This is a genomic window from Achromobacter sp. JUb104 (assembly GCF_024806975.1).
GTDB classification, from domain to species: Bacteria; Pseudomonadota; Gammaproteobacteria; order Burkholderiales; family Burkholderiaceae_B; genus Achromobacter; species Achromobacter spanius.
On the sequence record NZ_JANUEY010000001.1, the window covers coordinates 440,211 to 456,639 of the forward strand.

General features: G+C 65.5%; 13 protein-coding genes. 6 read left to right on the forward strand and 7 right to left on the reverse strand.

Annotated elements, in window-relative coordinates:
- Positions 1 to 5: 5 nt before the first annotated feature.
- The 7 genes from M2361_RS02040 to M2361_RS02070 form a co-directional block, all read right to left on the reverse strand.
- Complete coding sequence (locus M2361_RS02040; protein WP_259245985.1) at positions 6 to 1,322, reverse strand: oligosaccharide flippase family protein; 1,317 nt, start codon at positions 1,320 to 1,322, stop codon at positions 6 to 8.
- Positions 1,323 to 1,354: 32 nt separating this feature from the next.
- Positions 1,355 to 2,317 (reverse strand): GDP-L-fucose synthase, encoded by a 963-nt coding sequence (locus tag M2361_RS02045; protein WP_259245986.1) that lies wholly within the window; start codon positions 2,315 to 2,317, stop codon positions 1,355 to 1,357.
- Between the two features lie 6 nt (positions 2,318 to 2,323).
- Complete coding sequence (gene gmd, locus M2361_RS02050; RefSeq protein ID WP_100856592.1) at positions 2,324 to 3,433, reverse strand: GDP-mannose 4,6-dehydratase; 1,110 nt, start codon at positions 3,431 to 3,433, stop codon at positions 2,324 to 2,326.
- A gap of 10 nt (positions 3,434 to 3,443) precedes the next feature.
- A complete protein-coding gene (locus M2361_RS02055; RefSeq protein ID WP_259245987.1) occupies positions 3,444 to 3,785 on the reverse strand; it encodes a VanZ family protein in 342 nt (113 codons plus the stop codon).
- Between the two features lie 145 nt (positions 3,786 to 3,930).
- Complete coding sequence (locus tag M2361_RS02060; protein ID WP_259245988.1) at positions 3,931 to 5,361, reverse strand: mannose-1-phosphate guanylyltransferase/mannose-6-phosphate isomerase; 1,431 nt, start codon at positions 5,359 to 5,361, stop codon at positions 3,931 to 3,933.
- A 5-nt stretch (positions 5,362 to 5,366) separates the two neighbouring features.
- Positions 5,367 to 5,783, reverse strand: coding sequence for a GDP-mannose mannosyl hydrolase (locus M2361_RS02065; RefSeq protein WP_259249216.1), 417 nt, complete (start codon positions 5,781 to 5,783; stop codon positions 5,367 to 5,369).
- 112 nt (positions 5,784 to 5,895) lie between these two features.
- On the reverse strand, positions 5,896 to 7,305 hold the full coding sequence (locus M2361_RS02070; protein WP_259245989.1) for an undecaprenyl-phosphate glucose phosphotransferase: 1,410 nt from the start codon (positions 7,303 to 7,305) through the stop codon (positions 5,896 to 5,898).
- A 244-nt stretch (positions 7,306 to 7,549) separates the two neighbouring features.
- Between M2361_RS02070 and M2361_RS02075 the strand changes: the two genes are divergently transcribed.
- The 6 genes from M2361_RS02075 (at position 7,550) to epsC (ending at position 16,357) form a co-directional block, all read left to right on the forward strand.
- A complete protein-coding gene (locus tag M2361_RS02075; protein WP_259245990.1) occupies positions 7,550 to 8,686 on the forward strand; it encodes a polysaccharide biosynthesis/export family protein in 1,137 nt (378 codons plus the stop codon).
- 84 nt (positions 8,687 to 8,770) lie between these two features.
- Positions 8,771 to 11,032 carry a GNVR domain-containing protein gene (locus M2361_RS02080; RefSeq protein ID WP_259245991.1) on the forward strand — a complete coding sequence of 754 codons (2,262 nt, stop codon included), beginning with the start codon at positions 8,771 to 8,773 and terminating at the stop codon, positions 11,030 to 11,032.
- Between the two features lie 20 nt (positions 11,033 to 11,052).
- Positions 11,053 to 12,456, forward strand: coding sequence for a phosphomannomutase/phosphoglucomutase (locus M2361_RS02085; RefSeq protein WP_259245992.1), 1,404 nt, complete (start codon positions 11,053 to 11,055; stop codon positions 12,454 to 12,456).
- 13 nt (positions 12,457 to 12,469) lie between these two features.
- The gene (gene pgi, locus M2361_RS02090; protein ID WP_259245993.1) at positions 12,470 to 14,137 is read left to right on the forward strand and encodes a glucose-6-phosphate isomerase; all 1,668 of its coding nucleotides are present in this window, start codon (positions 12,470 to 12,472) and stop codon (positions 14,135 to 14,137) included.
- 11 nt (positions 14,138 to 14,148) lie between these two features.
- A complete protein-coding gene (galE, locus tag M2361_RS02095) occupies positions 14,149 to 15,261 on the forward strand; it encodes a UDP-glucose 4-epimerase GalE (protein ID WP_259245994.1) in 1,113 nt (370 codons plus the stop codon).
- 148 nt (positions 15,262 to 15,409) lie between these two features.
- Positions 15,410 to 16,357 carry a serine O-acetyltransferase EpsC gene (gene epsC, locus M2361_RS02100; protein WP_259245995.1) on the forward strand — a complete coding sequence of 316 codons (948 nt, stop codon included), beginning with the start codon at positions 15,410 to 15,412 and terminating at the stop codon, positions 16,355 to 16,357.
- Positions 16,358 to 16,429: the final 72 nt, after the last annotated feature.

Here is a 16,429-nt window from a genome sequence, read left to right on the forward strand (position 1 = left end):
TGGTGTTATCGGGTGGCCGCGGGTAACGCGCCCGGATACTCGGGGCGCGATTGACGGATAGCTAGTGCCACGCCGGCCAGCGTGATCGCCGCATAAGCCATGCGGCCCCACGCCGCCGCATGTTCGCCCGCGGCGTGCACCAACCCCGCCATGACGCACAACATCGCCAGTCCGCCCAGCCCGTTCAGGATGGCGACGGCGCGGGAATTGCCCAGGCCCAACAACGAGAAGTGGGCCGCGGCGTTCAATGACAGCAGCCCGGAGGCCACGATCAGCAATTGGAAAGTGCCCAGGTGGCCCGCCGCCACGTTGTCGCCCAGCAGCAGGTTCAAGAGCGGGCGGCTGACCGCCAGCACCGCCAGCGTGGCGATCGACGACAGCAGCAGGTTCCACATCATCATGCGGCGGATCTCGCGTTCGGCGGCGCCCGCATAAGGGGGCGACACCGACAGGCGCGTCACGCGCGGCATCGCCTTCTGGAAGATCGCGACGGCGGCGGTGTGGATGATCTGGCCCACTTGCACGCCCACCGTATAGATCGCCAGCGCGGCCGGCCCCATCATGCTGCCCACCAACACGCGGTCCACCGAACCGAAGGCCAGCGCGCTCAGGCTGTTCAGCCAGGACCAGCGCGAAAACTTGAAGGCGTCCATCATGGCGCCCCGGTCGCGCACGGGCCGCACCACGACATGGCCATAGGCGCGCGAGAACACGCGCATCTTCACGCTGCCCGCAATCAACAAGCCGGCGGCCTGCGCCAGGCCGGTGTAGGTGGGCGACGCGGTGTACCAGGCGGTCGCGCAGGCCAGCGCCATGGTGCCGCTGCGGCTGAACACTTCGCACAGCGCGGTAGCGCGGAAATCTTCACGTCCTTTCAGGCAGCCCGAAAACAACTGGTCGTATTGCTGGGTCAGGTAGATGGCCAGCGCGGGCATGGCCAACAGCGTGACGGCCACGCCGCCGAACGTGGCGGCCGGCCAGGCCAGGCCCACCACCGCCCACAGCAACACGGCCGCCAAGGTCACGACGCCCAACGCGCAGCCGATCAGCGACATGCTGACCCCCGCCGCGCGGTAGGCGCCGCCGGGTTCGTGCAGGCGTTCGGACACCAGCTTGGTGGCGGTGACCGCCGCGCCCAGGTTCGCGGCGTTGCCGAAGCCGGCCAGCGCGATGATCATCGAATACTGGCCAAAGCCCACCGTGCCCAACTGGCGGAACAGGATGGGCAGGGCGATGAGCGCCGCGACCGGGCCGATGCCGTATTCCACCAGCCCCCAGAAAGAGGCGTTGCCGGCGATGTGTTTCCTGACGAATCCAAACATCGGGGAACCTGTGGTTGATGCTGGCGCGGCCCTCAGGCCACGGGCAGCGCCGGTTGGGATTGATCGGCACGTTCGCGCAGGAAATGCCCGTAGGCCAGCGCGATGCCGTCGCTCAAGGACACGGTGGGTTGCCAGCCCAGCGCCTGAACCCGCGACGAATCCATCAGCTTGCGTGGCGTGCCGTCGGGCTTGCCGGTGTCGTACACGATGCGGCCTTGGTAGCCGACCACGCGCGCCACCAGCGCCGCCAGGTCCGCAATGCTGATGTCCTTGCCCGCGCCGATGTTGTAGATGCCTTCGGCGTCGGGGTGTTCCATCAGCATCACGCAGCCTTTTGCCAGGTCGTCCACGTACAGGAACTCCCGCAGCGGCGTGCCCGTGCCCCAGATCGTCACGCTTTCCTGACCGGCTTCGCGGCCTTCATGGAATTTGCGGATCAGCGCCGGCAGCACGTGGCTGCTGTGCAGGTCGTAGTTGTCGTGCGGGCCGTACAGGTTGGTGGGCATGGCGCAGATAAAGCGCGCCCCGTATTCCCGCTGGTAGGCTTCGCACAGCTTCAGACCCGCGATCTTGGCGATGGCATAGGGCTCGTTGGTGGCTTCCAGCGGGCCGGTCAGCAAGGCGTCTTCGCGGATGGGCTGGGGCGCCTCGCGCGGGTAGATGCAGGACGAACCCAGGAACAGCAGCTTGCGCACCCCGGCCGCATACGCGGCGCGGATCACGTTGCACTGGATCATCAGGTTCTTGTAGAGGAAGTCGACGGGATGGTTCTGGTTGGCCAGGATGCCGCCCACCTTGGCGGCCGCCAGATACACCACGTCGACCGGCGTGGTCGAGAAGAAGCGATGCACCTGGTTCTGGTTTTCCAGGTCCAGCTCGGTTCGGTTGCGGGTCAGCACGTGCTGATAGCCACGGCGGTGCAGCTCGCGGGTGATCGCGGCGCCGACCATGCCGCGATGGCCCGCGACAAACACGCGTTGGTCCAGGTTCGTCATGGCCGACTACTCCTTGTAGGCGTAGATTTCGTAGCCGTTCTGTTCGACCAGCGCATCGCGACGCGCATCCTTCAGGTCGGCCTCCACCATTTCCTTGACCAATTCCGCGAACGTGGTGCGCGGCGACCAGCCCAGCTTTTCGCGCGCCTTGGTGGGGTCGCCCAACAGGGTTTCCACTTCGGTCGGGCGGAAGTAGCGCGGGTCCACCCGCACGATCACCTGGCCGGGCTTCACGTCATGCACGGGCGAGAACAGCACGGTGGCCGTTTCTTCCAGGCCTTCGCCTTCCCACGCCAACAGAATGCCCAGCTCGCGCGCCGCCGTATTGATGAATTCGCGCACGCTGTACTGCAAGCCGGTGGCGATGACGTAGTCCTCGGGGGTGTCCTGTTGCAGCATCAGCCACTGCATTTCGACGTAGTCGCGCGCATGGCCCCAGTCGCGCAAGGCGGACAGGTTGCCCAGGTACAGGCATTCCTGCAGGCCCAGCACAATGCGCGCCAGCCCGCGCGTGATCTTGCGCGTGACGAAGGTTTCGCCGCGCTTGGGAGATTCGTGGTTGAACAGGATGCCGTTGCAGGCGTACATGCCATACGCTTCGCGGTAGTTCACGCTGATCCAATAGGCGTAGAGCTTGGCGGCGGCGTAGGGGCTGCGCGGGTAGAAGGGGGTGGTTTCCTTCTGCGGCGTTTCTTGCACCAGGCCGTACAGCTCTGAAGTCGACGCCTGATAGAAGCGCGACTTGTTTTCCAGCTTCAGGATGCGGATGGCTTCCAGCAGGCGCAAGGTGCCCAGGCCGTCGGCGTTGGCGGTGTACTCCGGCTCTTCGAACGAGACCCCCACATGGCTTTGGGCGGCCAGGTTATAGATTTCGTCGGGTTGCACCGATTGCACGATGCGGATCAGGCTGCAAGAGTCCGTCATGTCGCCATGGTGCAGCACGAAATTGCGCGGCTTGTCGTGGGGGTCCTGGTACAGATGATCGATGCGCGCGGTATTGAACAGCGAAGCGCGCCGCTTGATGCCGTGGACCTCATAGCCCTTGGCCAGCAGGAACTCCGCCAGGTAGGCCCCGTCTTGGCCGGTAACGCCGGTAATCAGTGCCCGTTTTGGCATGGTTGTGTCCTTAAGACTTAGTGACTGCACGAAAGGAGCCGAAGGCTGTGGAACCGATGTGCAATGAGATTACTGTTGCACCCGCCGCCAAGATATCGGCCAAAAGGTCTAAGAGTTCAGCCTGTCGGTAGGGAAAAAAGGATTGGATGGTTTCGTCCACCACCGCCAGCGCCGTCACGGCCAACATGGCCACCAGCGCCGGGCGCCGGTTGACCGACAGGTAGATCAATCCCGTCAGGACGGCGTAGGCCACAAGATGCAGGCGCTTGTCGCCGAAGGCGTCGGACATGTCGGCCGCCAGGCCGGGCAGGTTGCCCACGGTGACCAGCACCAGGAAGAACAGGCCGGCCACCGGCAGGCAGAGCCTGGCGACGCCTGGCCGCCAAAAAGGCTCAGCGGTCAGTCGCCCCTCACCCCCGCCGCCGGGCCGCCCCAAGGCGGGGGTAGCCCCCTCGGGGGGCAGCGCGCGCCTGGAAGGCGCGGCGCGTGGGGGCTGTTCACACTCGGCCATACATGTCCTGAAAACGCACGATGTCGTCTTCGCCGAGATATGCGCCGGATTGAACCTCGATGATCTCCAGCGGAATCTTCCCCGGGTTTTCCAGGCTGTGGGTTTCGCCCAACGGGATGTAGGTCGACTGGTTCTCCGTCAGCAGGTATTGCTTGTCGCCGTTGTAGATGCGCGCCGTGCCCGACACCACGATCCAGTGCTCCGCGCGGTGGTGATGCATCTGCGACGACAGCCGCGCACCGGGCTTCACCGTGATCCGCTTGACCTGGTAGCGCGGGCCGTGGCCCACCGAGTCGTACGAGCCCCAGGGCCGCTGCACTTCGCGATGGTGATTCAGCTCGGAGCGATGCTGCGTCTTGAACGTTTCCACCAGCCGCTTGACGTCTTGCGAGCGCGACTTGTGCGCCACCAGCACGGCGTCCGCCGTTTCGATCACCACTATGTCGTCCAGGCCCACCGAAGCGACCAGCCGGCTGGTGGAATGGATCAGGCAGTTGCGGGAATCCTCCACCATGACGTCGCCGCTGGTGGAGTTGCCTTCCTCGGTTTTCTGGGCGATGCCCCAGACCGCGTCCCAGGCGCCCACGTCGCTCCACGACGCCGCCAGCGGAATGACCACGGCGCTGTCGGTGCGTTCCATGATGGCGTAGTCCATCGAGTCGCTGGGGCAGGCCTCAAACGCCGGCCCATCCAGGTGGAACAGCGCGTTTTCCCCATGGCCGTCGGCCACCGCCGCCTCTACCTGGGCCAGCATCTTCGGCGCCAGCCGCCCCATTTCGGACAGGAACACCGACGCCTGGAACGCGAACATGCCGCTGTTCCAGTAATAGCCGCCGTCTTCGATCAGGCGTTGCGCGACTTCGGGCGAGGGCTTTTCCACAAAGCGCAGCACCCGGCGCGCCGGCGCCATCTCGCCGGGTTCGTCCGACTGGATGTAGCCATAGCCGCTAAGCGGCGCCGTGGGCGTAATGCCGAAGGTGACCAGCGCGCCCTGACGCGCCGCCTCGTACGCCTGGGCGAAGGCGGCGCGAAGCACTTCGCCATCTTCCAGCACGTGGTCCGACGGCATGATCAGCATGATGGGGTCTTCGCCGTCGCGCATGGCGCGCAGCGTGGCGGCGGCGATGGCCGGCGCGGTGTTGCGCGCGAAGGGCTCCAGAATCACTTCCGCGTCCTTGATGCCCAGTTCCTGCGCCTGCTCTGCGGCAATGTACTGGTGCGCATCGTTGCAGACCAGCATCGGCTTGGCTTGCGCGCCCGCCGAGCTCAACCGCAGCAGCGTGTTTTGCAACAGGCTGCGCGAATCGGTCAAACGGATGAACTGCTTGGGCAACAGTTCGCGCGACAGCGGCCACAGGCGCGAGCCGGAACCGCCGCAAAGGATGACAGCCCGGTAGGCGGGAGGGGGATTCGTCATGGCGCTCACTCCTTGAAGTAGGCCTGGGTGTACGGATGCACGCCGGGATCGGCGGCGATCTCTTCCGCTTGCAGCCAGCGGTAGCCGTGGTGCTGGCCGCGCGGAAGGCTTGCGGTGTCCAACGAAAGCTCGGCCTCGTAGGCGAGGACGACGTAATGGGTGGAGCGTCCCGCTTCACCCGCGAAATTGGTGCCATAAAAGTGTTCGTACACGCCGCGCGGCGTCCACGCATCGGGCGCGATGGCCAGGCCCAGTTCTTCACGGGCGATGCGGTCCAGCGCGGCGCGCAGGGGCTCGTTCTTGCGGATGCGGCCGCCCGGCACAAACCACGCGCCGCGCGCGGGCGGGTTGGTGCGCAGCCCGGTCAGGTAGCGGCCGCCGGCATCGCGCAGCAACAGGTCGATGGAAACGAGCGGCAGCATCTGCACGGCGTGGCGGAAGTCCGCGGGCGGCAATACACCTTCCGGTGTGACGCTGGGCGCGGTGGCGGCCCCCGAAGCGGGCCCCGTGCGCGCGGCGGGCCATCCCAAGGGGCTAGTAGACATTGCGGCCCGTCCATCCCGACACGGCCGTGCGGGCGATGATCAAGAGGTCCATCCGAAACGTCCAATGCTGGATGTAGTAGATGTCGTGCTCGACGCGGTCGCTCATCTTGCGCAGCGTGTCCGTCTGCCCGCGAAAGCCATTGACCTGCGCCCAGCCGGTGATGCCCGGCTTGACGCGGTGGCGCATCATGTAGCGCTGCACCAGGTCCTTGTACATTTCGTTGTGCTCCAGCGCGTGCGGACGTGGGCCCACCACCGACATGTCGCCCATCAGCACATTCAGGAACTGCGGCAGCTCGTCCAGGCTGGTGCGCCGCAGAAAGCCACCGATACGGGTAATGCGGGAATCGTTGCGCGTGGCCTGCGTCACCGTGCCCCGTTCCTGGTGCACGGTCATGGTGCGGAACTTGTAGACGTGGAACACCTTGCCGTCCACGCCCAGCCGGGGCTGCGTAAAGAACACCGGCCCGCGCGAAGTCAGCTTGATGGCCAGCGCAATGGACAGCATCAGGGGCGCCAGGCCGATCAGGGCGAAGAACGCGAAGCTGCGGTCAAACACTTCCTTGGCCCAGCCGCGCACGCCGGCGGCCGGCAGGCTGTTGAGCTGGATGGCGGGCAGGCCCAGGAATTCACCGATGCGATGGCCCAGCAACTGGATCGACATCACATCCGGAATCCAGCGGATATCCACCAGGTCGTTGCGCAGGTGATACAGCACTTCGCGCAATTCCTGGCCCGCCTCCATCGGAAGGACGATCCAGATCTCGCGCACATTGTTTTCGCGCACGAAGGTGTGCAGGTTGTCGAGCTCGTGCAGGCGGCGGACTTGCGGCGGCAGGCTTTCGTGCGGCTCGGCGTAGATGCCGGCCACTTCATAGCCCGCGCCGCGATAGCGTTCGACGCGGCGCCACAGGTCATGCCCCAGCGCGCCGAAGCCCACCAGCAACACATGCTTCTTGTTCAGGCCGCGATCGCGCGCGGCGCCCAGCGCGGCGTAGACCGCGATGCGTACACCCGCCAGCGTCAGGGCGGTCATCCCAAACCAGGTACCCGCCCACATGCGCGATATCGCGGCGGTCTGATGCATGAGAAAACTGACAAGGATGCCCAGCGCGAACACGGTCGCCCACGCGGCCAGGCTGCGCACCACCAGATCCGTCAGCAGCCGGCCGCGCCATGACACGTACAGGCGAAATGCCGGGAACAGGGCAATCACGCCCAGGCCGCACAAATAGATCAGGAACAGATGAATCTGCGGAGGCTCCGCCAATGCATCGTCCGAGAATTTCAAGCCGGTGGCAGTCAGGCCGCAGGTGATGACGATCGCGGCGTCGAGCAGGCGGTACAGATAGCTTGCTCCGCTGAATCTTGCCGATGTGTCCGATTGGGACGGGTCCATCGCGCACTCCTGTTCGTGGGGCGTTTTCCGCGGCGAAAAGAAAAAACGATGCACTGCCGCAAAACATGTGGCTACCGACGAAATCTTATTGAGTGCGAGGCTTACCCGAAACCTCCAAACGATGTAGGAGAAGGCTTAGGGCATCCGTCGAATGTGCGGGACTTCGAAAAGAGAGTGGAATGTCGCAACCCGTTACGCATCGGGCTCCATTCCAAGCAACGAAGTCATTCACAGTGGATTTGCCATGACGACATTTATCGGAACGTTGAGCCGAGCCATCGCCGCTATCGCGCTCGTGTCCTCGCTGGGCGCTTGCGCCTTTTCCCCCGGTATGACCTTTAAAGCCGACCACCTCGTTGATCCCCTGGATCCGAATTCCGTGGCGACGATCAAGGAAATCACCCCCTCGCTGGTCGTCGACGACCTGCGCAACCGCCAGGCGTTGATCAACAACGACGGAGTCGAAAAGCTGGTGGGAAGCCCCGAGCCCTACCGCATCGGGCCGGGCGACATTCTTTCCATCGTGGTGTGGGATCACCCCGAACTCGTCCTTCCGACGCAAACCTACGCAATCGGGACTGGGGTGACCGAACTAGTCATGGGGGATACCGCCTCGGGCATACCGGGGTATACCGTCTCATCCACTGGATATATCCAATTTCCCTATACGGGATTGCTGAAAGTGGCGGGGTTGACGGAACTGCAGGCGCGCAATCTCATAGTGAATAGTTCCGGCAAGTACATCCAGGATCCGCAGATCACGGTACGCGTGCTGGGCTATCGAAGCAAGCGCGTCTACGTGGAAGGCGAGGTCAAGTTCCCGGGCACGGTTGCCATCAACGACATTCCGATGACTTTGCTCGAAGCGGTCAACCGCGCGGGTGGCTTGCTGCCCACCGCCGACCGCAGCGCCGTCTATGTCATTCGCGATGGCCGCCGCACCCGTGTGAACTTGCCCGCGCTGGTTGAACGCGGTCAGGACTTGAATCAAGTGATGCTGAGGTCGGGCGACATCGTGCGTGTGACACCGCGCGATGACAGCAAGGTCTTTGTGATGGGCGAAGTGTTCCTGCCCACCACGGTCGTGATGCGCGATGGACGCATGTCGTTGACCGAGGCGTTGGGCTTGGCGGGAGGCCCCAATCAGTTGACGGCCGATGCGTCGCAAGTGTTTGTGGTGCGCAGTACCGAGCAAGCGACGCCCGAGGTGTTCCACCTGAACGCCAAGTCGCCGCAGGCTTTGGCAGTGGGATCGAAGTTTGAGCTGGACCCCAAAGACGTCGTATTCGTGGATACGGCTTCGCTGGTGCGGTGGAACCGCTTCATCAGCAACCTGTTCCCGAGCGCGCAAACGGTGCAGACCGTGAAGTCGATCGATTAATCCGCCTTTCAGGGCCAACGGGCCCTAAAACAACGCCTTTTGGGGGCGCCGCATCCGCCGCGGCGCCCACGTCTGGAGAGCTGCATGTCGTTGCCCATCGAATCATTCGAGCCGAACGTCCCGGCTCGCCAGCAGGAAACCCCGTTGTCCTCGCACGTGGATGCCATCATCAGCAACCGGTGGATGATCATTGCGATCACGCTGCTCGCCTTCCTGGGCGCGCTGGCCTACGTGATGGTGACCCCATCGGTGTATTCGGCCGACATCATCGTGCAGGTTGAAGAAGAAGCCCCCAATGGACAGGCGCGCAGCCTGTTGGGCGATGTGTCGTCCATGTTCGACACCAAGGCAGAGACCTCGGGCGAAATGGAAGTGCTGCGTTCGCGCATGGTGGTGGGGCCCGCGGTCGACAAGTTCTTGCTGTACATCCACGCCAAGCCGCGCTACTTCCCCGTGATCGGTGAATGGCTGGCCCAGCGCTACGAAGCCTTGCCGTATCCCTCCAGCCTGCCACGCGGCGGCTACGCCTGGGGCGGCGAGACGATCGCGATCTCGCACCTGGACGTGCCCAACGAATGGCTGGGCAAGCCGTTCATCGTGACCACGCAAGGCGAAGGGCGCTACACGGTGACCGACAAGTTCACGGGCGCCACGTTCAGCGGCGCGGTGGGCAAGCCCGAACAATTCCGCCTGCCCGGCGGTGGCGTGATGGACGTGCATATCGACGCGCTGACGGGCCGGCCCGGCACGCAGTTCACCATCTCGCGCAGCTCGCGCCTGGCGGCGATTGAAAACGTGCAGTCGCACATGGGCATCTTCGAGCGGGGCCGCGCGTCGGGCGTGATCGGCGTCACGCTGGAAGGCAACGACCCGGCGCTGACCACCGCCGTGCTGAACCAGATTGGCCAGGAATACGTGCAGCAGAACGTGAACCGCAAGGCGGCGCAGGCAGAGAAGTCGCTGGGCTTTTTGGAACAGCAGTTGCCGTTGCTCAAGAGCGAGCTGGACGCGGCCGAAACCAAGTACAACGCCTTGCGCAACAAGCGCGGCACCATCGACCTGAGCGAAGAGGCCAAGCTGATCCTGGGCCAATCGGTTGACGCGCAAACGCGCGTGATGGACCTGCGCGCCAAGCGTCAGGAACTGATCACGCGCTTTTCGCCGAGCCACCCCAGCATCGTGTCGATCGACCGCCAGATCGCTTCGCTGACCAGCGACGTCAACCGCATCGGCAACAACATCAAGCAGTTGCCGGACCTGGAGCAGGACGTGGTGCGCCTGGTGCGAGATGTGCGCGTCAACACCGAGCTGTACACGGGCCTCTTGAACAACGCGCAGCAACTGCGCCTGATCCGCGCCGGCAAGGTGGGCAACGTGCGCATCCTGGACGCCGCGGTGCAGCCGGACCGCCCCGTGCGCCCGAAGGCCGCGATCATCATCGGCGTGGCCACGGTCATCGGCCTGATCTTCGGCATGCTGTGCGCGTTTGTGCGCAATGCGCTGTTCGGCGGCCTGTCTGAGCCGGATGATGTGGAACGCTACACGGGCCTGCCGGTGCTGGCGGCCATTCCGTACAGCGACATGCAAGACAAGCTGTGGCGCCGCAGTCGGCGCAAGAACGCCACGGTGCCCGCGTTGCTGGCGCAAAGCCAGGGCAATTCACCCCCCATCGAAAGCCTGCGGTCGTTCCGCAACGTGCTGCAAGCGTCGCTGCGTCAGTCGGCCAACAACATGGTGATGTTCACCGGCCCGGTGGCGGGCGTGGGCAAGTCGTTCCTGTCGGCCAACTTCGCTTTCATCCAGGGCGGCGTGGGCAAGCGCGTGCTGCTGATCGACGCCGACTTCCGCAAGGGCCAGTTGAATCGCTATTTCGGCGTGCCCAAGGAAGACGGCCTGTTCGAAGTGCTGTCGGGCACGATCCCGCTGACGCGCGTCAGAAAGCACAGCGTGTCCGAAGGCGTGGACTTCATCGCCACCGGCGCGGTCACCTTCGACCCGTCGGAACTGCTGGCCTCGCCCGTGTTCGGCGCGACCCTGCGCGAGCTGTCCTCGCAATACGACATGGTGATCCTGGACACCGCGCCCGTGCTGTCCTCGCCCGACGCGGCGGTGGTGGGCACGCATGCCGCCGCCGTCATGGTGGTGGTGCGCTCGGGCATGAACACGGTCGGCGAAATCCGTGAAACGGCCAAGCGCCTGATCCAGGCCGGCGCGCCCGTGGACGGCGTGCTGTTCAACGGGCTCAAGCTCATGCCGGAACGCTTCGGCTTCCGGTCCAAGTATGGGAATTATCGATACTCCCGTGCGGCGTATTACGGCGATTTCAAACAGAACGGTCCCAAGTAACGCCACCCGGAGAAACTGGCATGCACGGAACTTTTGGCTGGGATACCCCGCAAATTCTGGATGCGGTTTTCAAGGCTTACGACATAAGAGGAACGGTACCGGACGAGATTGACGCACGCTTTGCCCACAGCCTGGGCATGGCGGCGGGCACCCAGGCACACGCGCAGGGGGCGCGTTCGATGGTGGTGGGGCGCGACGGCCGGCTGAGCAGCGTGGAACTGGCGGCGGCCTTGCAGGCGGGGCTGCGTTCGGCGGGCATGCACGTGATCGACATCGGCATGGCGACCACGCCGATGGTGTATTTCGCCACGCGCCTGATGGACACGGGGGCGGGCATCGCGGTCACGGGCAGCCACAACCCGCCGTCGCACAACGGCTTCAAGATCGTGCTGGACGGCGCGTCGCTGTATGGCGAGGGCATCACGGCCCTGCGCGATGCGATGCGCTTGCCGATTGAATCGGCCAGCGTGTCGGGCGGGCGCACGCAGATGCAGATCCAACCCTGCTATGCCGCGCGCCTGGTGGGCGACATCCGCATGGCGCGTCCGATGAAGATCGCCATCGATTGCGGCAACGGCGTGGCGGGCGCGGTGGCGCCGGCCTTGTTTCGCGCGCTGGGCTGCGATGTGACCGAGCTGTTCTGCGAGGTGGACGGGACTTTCCCCGGCCACCACCCCGATCCGGCCGACCCGCAAAACCTTCAGGACCTGATCTATTGCCTGCGCTATTCCGACTGCGAGGTCGGCCTGGCCTTCGATGGCGACGGCGACCGCCTGGGCGTGGTGTCGAAATCGGGACAGATCATCTGGCCTGATCGGCAACTGATTTTGTTCGCCCGCGACGTGCTGGCGCGCAACCCCGGCGCCGAAGTGCTCTACGACGTGAAATGCAGCCGCCACGTGGCCCGCGCCATCTTCGAGGCCGGCGGCAAACCCACCATGTGCAAGACCGGGCATTCCCTGATCAAGGCCAAGATGCGCGAGTCGGGAGCGCTACTTGCTGGAGAGATGAGCGGCCACATGTTTTTCAAAGAGCGCTGGTACGGCTTTGACGATGGCATCTACGCCGCTGCCCGGCTGCTGGAGATCCTGTCGGCGGCGCCGGACCCGTCGGGCCTCTTGGAAAGCCTGCCGCAGTCTTGCGCTACCCCCGAAATCAAGCTGGACACCGCCGAAGGCGAACAGTTCGAACTGGTGGAGGCGCTGCGCCAACAAGGGGAATTCCCCCGCGCGGTGTCCATCAACGATCTGGACGGTGTGCGGGTGGACTACGTCGACGGCTTCGGCCTGGCGCGTCCATCGAACACCACGCCAACGGTGGTGATGCGTTTTGAAGGAGACACCGTGGCCGCATTGGCCCGTATCGAGGAGGATTTCCGCAACGCGTTCCGGCGCATTGCACCTCATGTTCGTTTACCGTTCTAAGGAGCATCACGCGATGGGAAAGGCCAATTATGCGATTGAGGCGTTAAGGGCGAATTCCGGCCTGGCGCAAAGCCCTGAGTGGCAGGCGTTCGCGCAGGCCGCCGAGGCCGCCGAGCTGGACGCCAACACGCTTAAAGTGATCGAGGCCGCAGGCTTGTGCGTGGACCTGACCATGCAGCGCCAGTCACCCGCGCTGGAAGCGGCGGCATTGAATCTGCTGCAGGCGCGTGGGCTGGCGGATGCCCGCCACGCGCTGTTCGCGGGCGACCCCGTCAACTGGACGGAAGGCCGGCCCGCCTGGCACACCGCGCTGCGGGCGGGGCGTACCCGCGAGCAGCCGGACGGCCTGGACGCGGATTCGGTCTGCGAGTATTCGCGCATGACCGACTTCGTGCGCAAGCTGGACCAGACGGCGGATTTTTCAACGGTGCTGCACATCGGCATCGGCGGCAGCGACTGGGGGCCGCGCCTGGCGGTCCAGGCGTTCGGGGGCCCGTCGCAGCGCCGCCAGATCCGCTTCGTGTCCAACATCGACGGCCACGCCTTCCATGACGCCGTGGCCGGCCTGGACCCGCGCCGCTGCCTGGTGGTGATTTCGTCCAAGTCCTTCACCACCTCCGAAACCCTGCACAACGCGCGCGCGGCCATGGCGTGGCTCAAGCAGGGCGGGGTGGCCGATGTGTCCGAGCACCTGGCGGCGGTCACGGCCAACGTGTCGGCCGCGCGCGCGCTGGGCGTGCCAGCCAGCCACACGTTCAAGATGTGCGACTGGGTGGGCGGACGCTATTCCGTCTGGTCGGTAGCCGGCCTGTCCATCGCGCTGACCGTGGGCGCCGACGTGCTGATCGGCATGCGGGCGGGCGCCGAAGCCATGGACCAGCATTTCCAGCAAGCGCCGTTCGCCGCGAACGCACCGATCCAACTGGCCTTGGCCGGCCTGGTCAATTGCAGCGTGCTGGGCCATAACTCCTTGAACATCGCCGCCTATAGCGCGCGCCTGCTGCACCTGGTGACCTATCTACAGCAGTTGGAAATGGAGTCGCTGGGCAAGCGGGTGGCGGGCGACGGCACGGCGGTCGGCGTGCCCACGGCGCCCATCATCTGGGGCATGCCGGGCACCGATGGCCAGCACACGTTCTTCCAATGGCTGCATCAAAGTGAGAACGGCGCGCCGGTTGATTTCATCGCCAGCCTGCAAGGCCATGCGGACAGCCCGGACGCGCACCGCCTGCTGCTGGCCAATTGCCTGGCGCAGCGCCAGGCGCTGCTGCGCGGCAAGAGCCTGGAAGAAGCCTTGCAGGACGTGGCGCACATCGACGACCAGGAACGCGCCCTGAGTCTGGCGCAGCACATGGTGCATCCGGGCGGTCGGCCGTCCACCCTGGTCGTGCTGCGCCAACTGGATCCGCGCGGCCTGGGCGCGCTGCTGGCGCTGTATGAGCACAAGGTGTTCGTGCAGAGCGTGGTGTGGGGCATCAACCCCTTCGACCAATGGGGCGTGGAACTGGGCAAGCGGCTGGCCTCGGGCATCGAGCGCGAACTGGCGGTGCCGGTGTCGGCCGGCGTGGTCGATTGGGGCCACGATGCGTCCACCTCGTACTGGATCGATCGCTACCGTGGCCACGCGCAGGCGCCGCGTCCCCGGCATGCGTGGGTGCCGGGCGTGGCGGCGCACCTGTGACGGGGGCGGGGATGCCAGACGCAGACATGCCTGATGTGCGCATTCAGGCCCCCCACGTGCAGGCCTCGGACCTGCACGTGCTGGTCACGGGCGGGGCCGGCTATATCGGCACGCATACCTTGATTGCAATGCTGGCGGCCGGCCAGCGACCGCTGGTGCTGGACAACTTCAGCAACGGCAGCCGCGAGGCCGTGAGCCGGGTCGAGCGCTTGTGCGGCGTGCCGATACCGCTGATCGAAGGGGATATCCGCACGCCAGGCCTGATCGAACGCGTGCTGTCAGACGCGGCGGCACGCGGCCAGCCGGTGCGGGCCGTGCTGCATCTGGCCGGCTGCAAGGCGGTTGGGGAATCGGTGGCGGACCCGCTCAAGTACTACGACAACAACGTCGCGGGTTCGATGGTGCTGCTGCAGGCCATGCGCGAGGCGGGCGTCACGCGGCTGGTATTCAGCTCGTCGGCCACCGTGTATGGCGAGCCCCAGTACCTGCCCTTTACCGAGGCGCATCCGCTGGCGCCGGCCAACCCCTACGGGCGCACCAAGCTGATGGTGGAAGAGATGCTGCGCGACGTCTGCACGGCCAACCCCGCCTTCAGCGCCGTCACGCTGCGCTACTTCAACCCCATCGGCGCGCATCCCAGCGGGCAGATCGGCGAGAGTCCGCGCGACCTGCCCAACAACCTTTTCCCCTTCATCACCCAGGTGGCGGTAGGCCGCCAGCCATTCCTGCGGGTGTTCGGCAACGACTACGACACCGCCGACGGCACGGGCGTGCGCGACTATCTGCATGTGATGGATCTGGCGCAGGGCCATGTGCGGGCGCTGGCGTATTGCGTGGACCACCCCGGGTTTATTGCCGTCAACTTGGGCACGGGCCGGGGCACCAGCGTGCTGGAGCTGGTGCGCGCGTTTGAACAGGCCAGCGGCTGCCGGATTCCCTTGCAGACCCTGGCGCGACGCCCCGGAGACGTGGCGCGCACCTGGGCCGACCCTACGCTTGCCGAGTCTTTGCTGGGCTGGCGCAGCACCTACGATGTGGCCGCCATGTGCGCCGACGGCTGGCGCTGGCAGCAAGGCAATCCGCTGGGCTACGCCCCGGACGAGCCCAGCCAGGCCGCCGCATAACCCCGATGCCGTATCGGAGGCTTTCCGGAAAAGGGGCGCTAGCGGTTACAGTTGACGGGACTATTGCGTAGCACCGTCAGCGAGGCACTTCCATGTTTGAAACCCATTCCCAGCCCGGGCTCCCCCGCAACCGCCAGGGGCAGTCCCAATGAACGGGCCCACCCACCTTCCGCCCGCCCACTGGAACCTGGACAGCATCGTGTCCGGCTTGCGCGAAGCGCGCGTCGCCTGGCGCGGCCCGCGTGGCCGCCTGCGTGAAGACGCGGGCCTGCGTGAATTCCCGTCCCAGGAAAGCCTGCGCCAGATCATCAAGGACCTCTGTGGCGCCTTGTTCCCGATGCGGCTGGGCCCCATCGATCTGCGCGAAGAAGTCGAAGACTTCTATGTGGGCCACACCATCGGTGCGGCGCTGGACGCCCTGTTGCATCAGGTCTGTCTTGAACTGCAATACGTGGGCCGCAATGAACACGTCGACCCGGCTGAGACCCAGCGGCGCGCCATCGAGATCGTGCGCCAGTTCGGCGCCGAGCTGCCGCGCGTGCGCGCCGCGCTGGACCTGGACGTGACCGCCGCCTACCAGGGGGACCCGGCCGCGCACAGCGTGGACGAAGTGCTGCTGTGCTATCCCGGCGTGGCGGCGATGATCCATCACCGCCTGGCCAACGTGCTGTATCGGCTGAATGTGCCGATGCTGGCCCGTATCGTGGCCGAGATCGCGCATGCCGACACCGGCATCGACATCCACCCCGGCGCCACCATCGGCCGCAGCTTTTTCATCGACCACGGCACCGGTGTCGTCATCGGCGAAACGGCCATCATCGGCGACCGCGTGCGGCTCTACCAAATGGTGACGCTGGGCGCCAAGCGCTTCCCGCCTGGCGAAAACGGCGAGCTTAAAAAGGGCTTGCCGCGCCATCCGTTGATCGAAGACGACGTGGTGATCTACGCGGGCGCCACGATCCTGGGCCGCGTCACGATCGGCAAGGGGTCGACCATTGGCGGCAACGTCTGGCTGACACGCAGCGTGCCCCCGGGCAGCAACGTCACGCAGGCCAGCCTGGTCAGCGACATGCCCGACTGCGGCTTGGGCGGTTGATTGCAGCGGGTCAGGGCGACCGGCTAGGGCGACCGACGAGGGCGACCGGCTAGGGCGGCCACGGATAGGAGC

Excerpts from the sequence above, each read along its gene's own strand:
- M2361_RS02040 (WP_259245985.1), bottom strand. The coding sequence starts at position 1,322 with ATGTTTGGATTCGTCAGGAAACACATCGCCGGCAACGCCTCTTTCTGG.
- M2361_RS02045 (WP_259245986.1), bottom strand. The coding sequence starts at position 2,317 with ATGACGAACCTGGACCAACGCGTGTTTGTCGCGGGCCATCGCGGCATG.
- gmd (WP_100856592.1), bottom strand. The coding sequence starts at position 3,433 with ATGCCAAAACGGGCACTGATTACCGGCGTTACCGGCCAAGACGGGGCC.
- M2361_RS02060 (WP_259245988.1), bottom strand. The coding sequence starts at position 5,361 with ATGACGAATCCCCCTCCCGCCTACCGGGCTGTCATCCTTTGCGGCGGT.
- M2361_RS02065 (WP_259249216.1), bottom strand. The coding sequence starts at position 5,783 with ATGCTGCCGCTCGTTTCCATCGACCTGTTGCTGCGCGATGCCGGCGGC.
- M2361_RS02070 (WP_259245989.1), bottom strand. The coding sequence starts at position 7,305 with ATGGACCCGTCCCAATCGGACACATCGGCAAGATTCAGCGGAGCAAGC.
- M2361_RS02075 (WP_259245990.1), top strand. The coding sequence starts at position 7,550 with ATGACGACATTTATCGGAACGTTGAGCCGAGCCATCGCCGCTATCGCG.
- M2361_RS02080 (WP_259245991.1), top strand. The coding sequence starts at position 8,771 with ATGTCGTTGCCCATCGAATCATTCGAGCCGAACGTCCCGGCTCGCCAG.
- M2361_RS02085 (WP_259245992.1), top strand. The coding sequence starts at position 11,053 with ATGCACGGAACTTTTGGCTGGGATACCCCGCAAATTCTGGATGCGGTT.
- pgi (WP_259245993.1), top strand. The coding sequence starts at position 12,470 with ATGGGAAAGGCCAATTATGCGATTGAGGCGTTAAGGGCGAATTCCGGC.
- galE (WP_259245994.1), top strand. The coding sequence starts at position 14,149 with ATGCCAGACGCAGACATGCCTGATGTGCGCATTCAGGCCCCCCACGTG.
- epsC (WP_259245995.1), top strand. The coding sequence starts at position 15,410 with ATGAACGGGCCCACCCACCTTCCGCCCGCCCACTGGAACCTGGACAGC.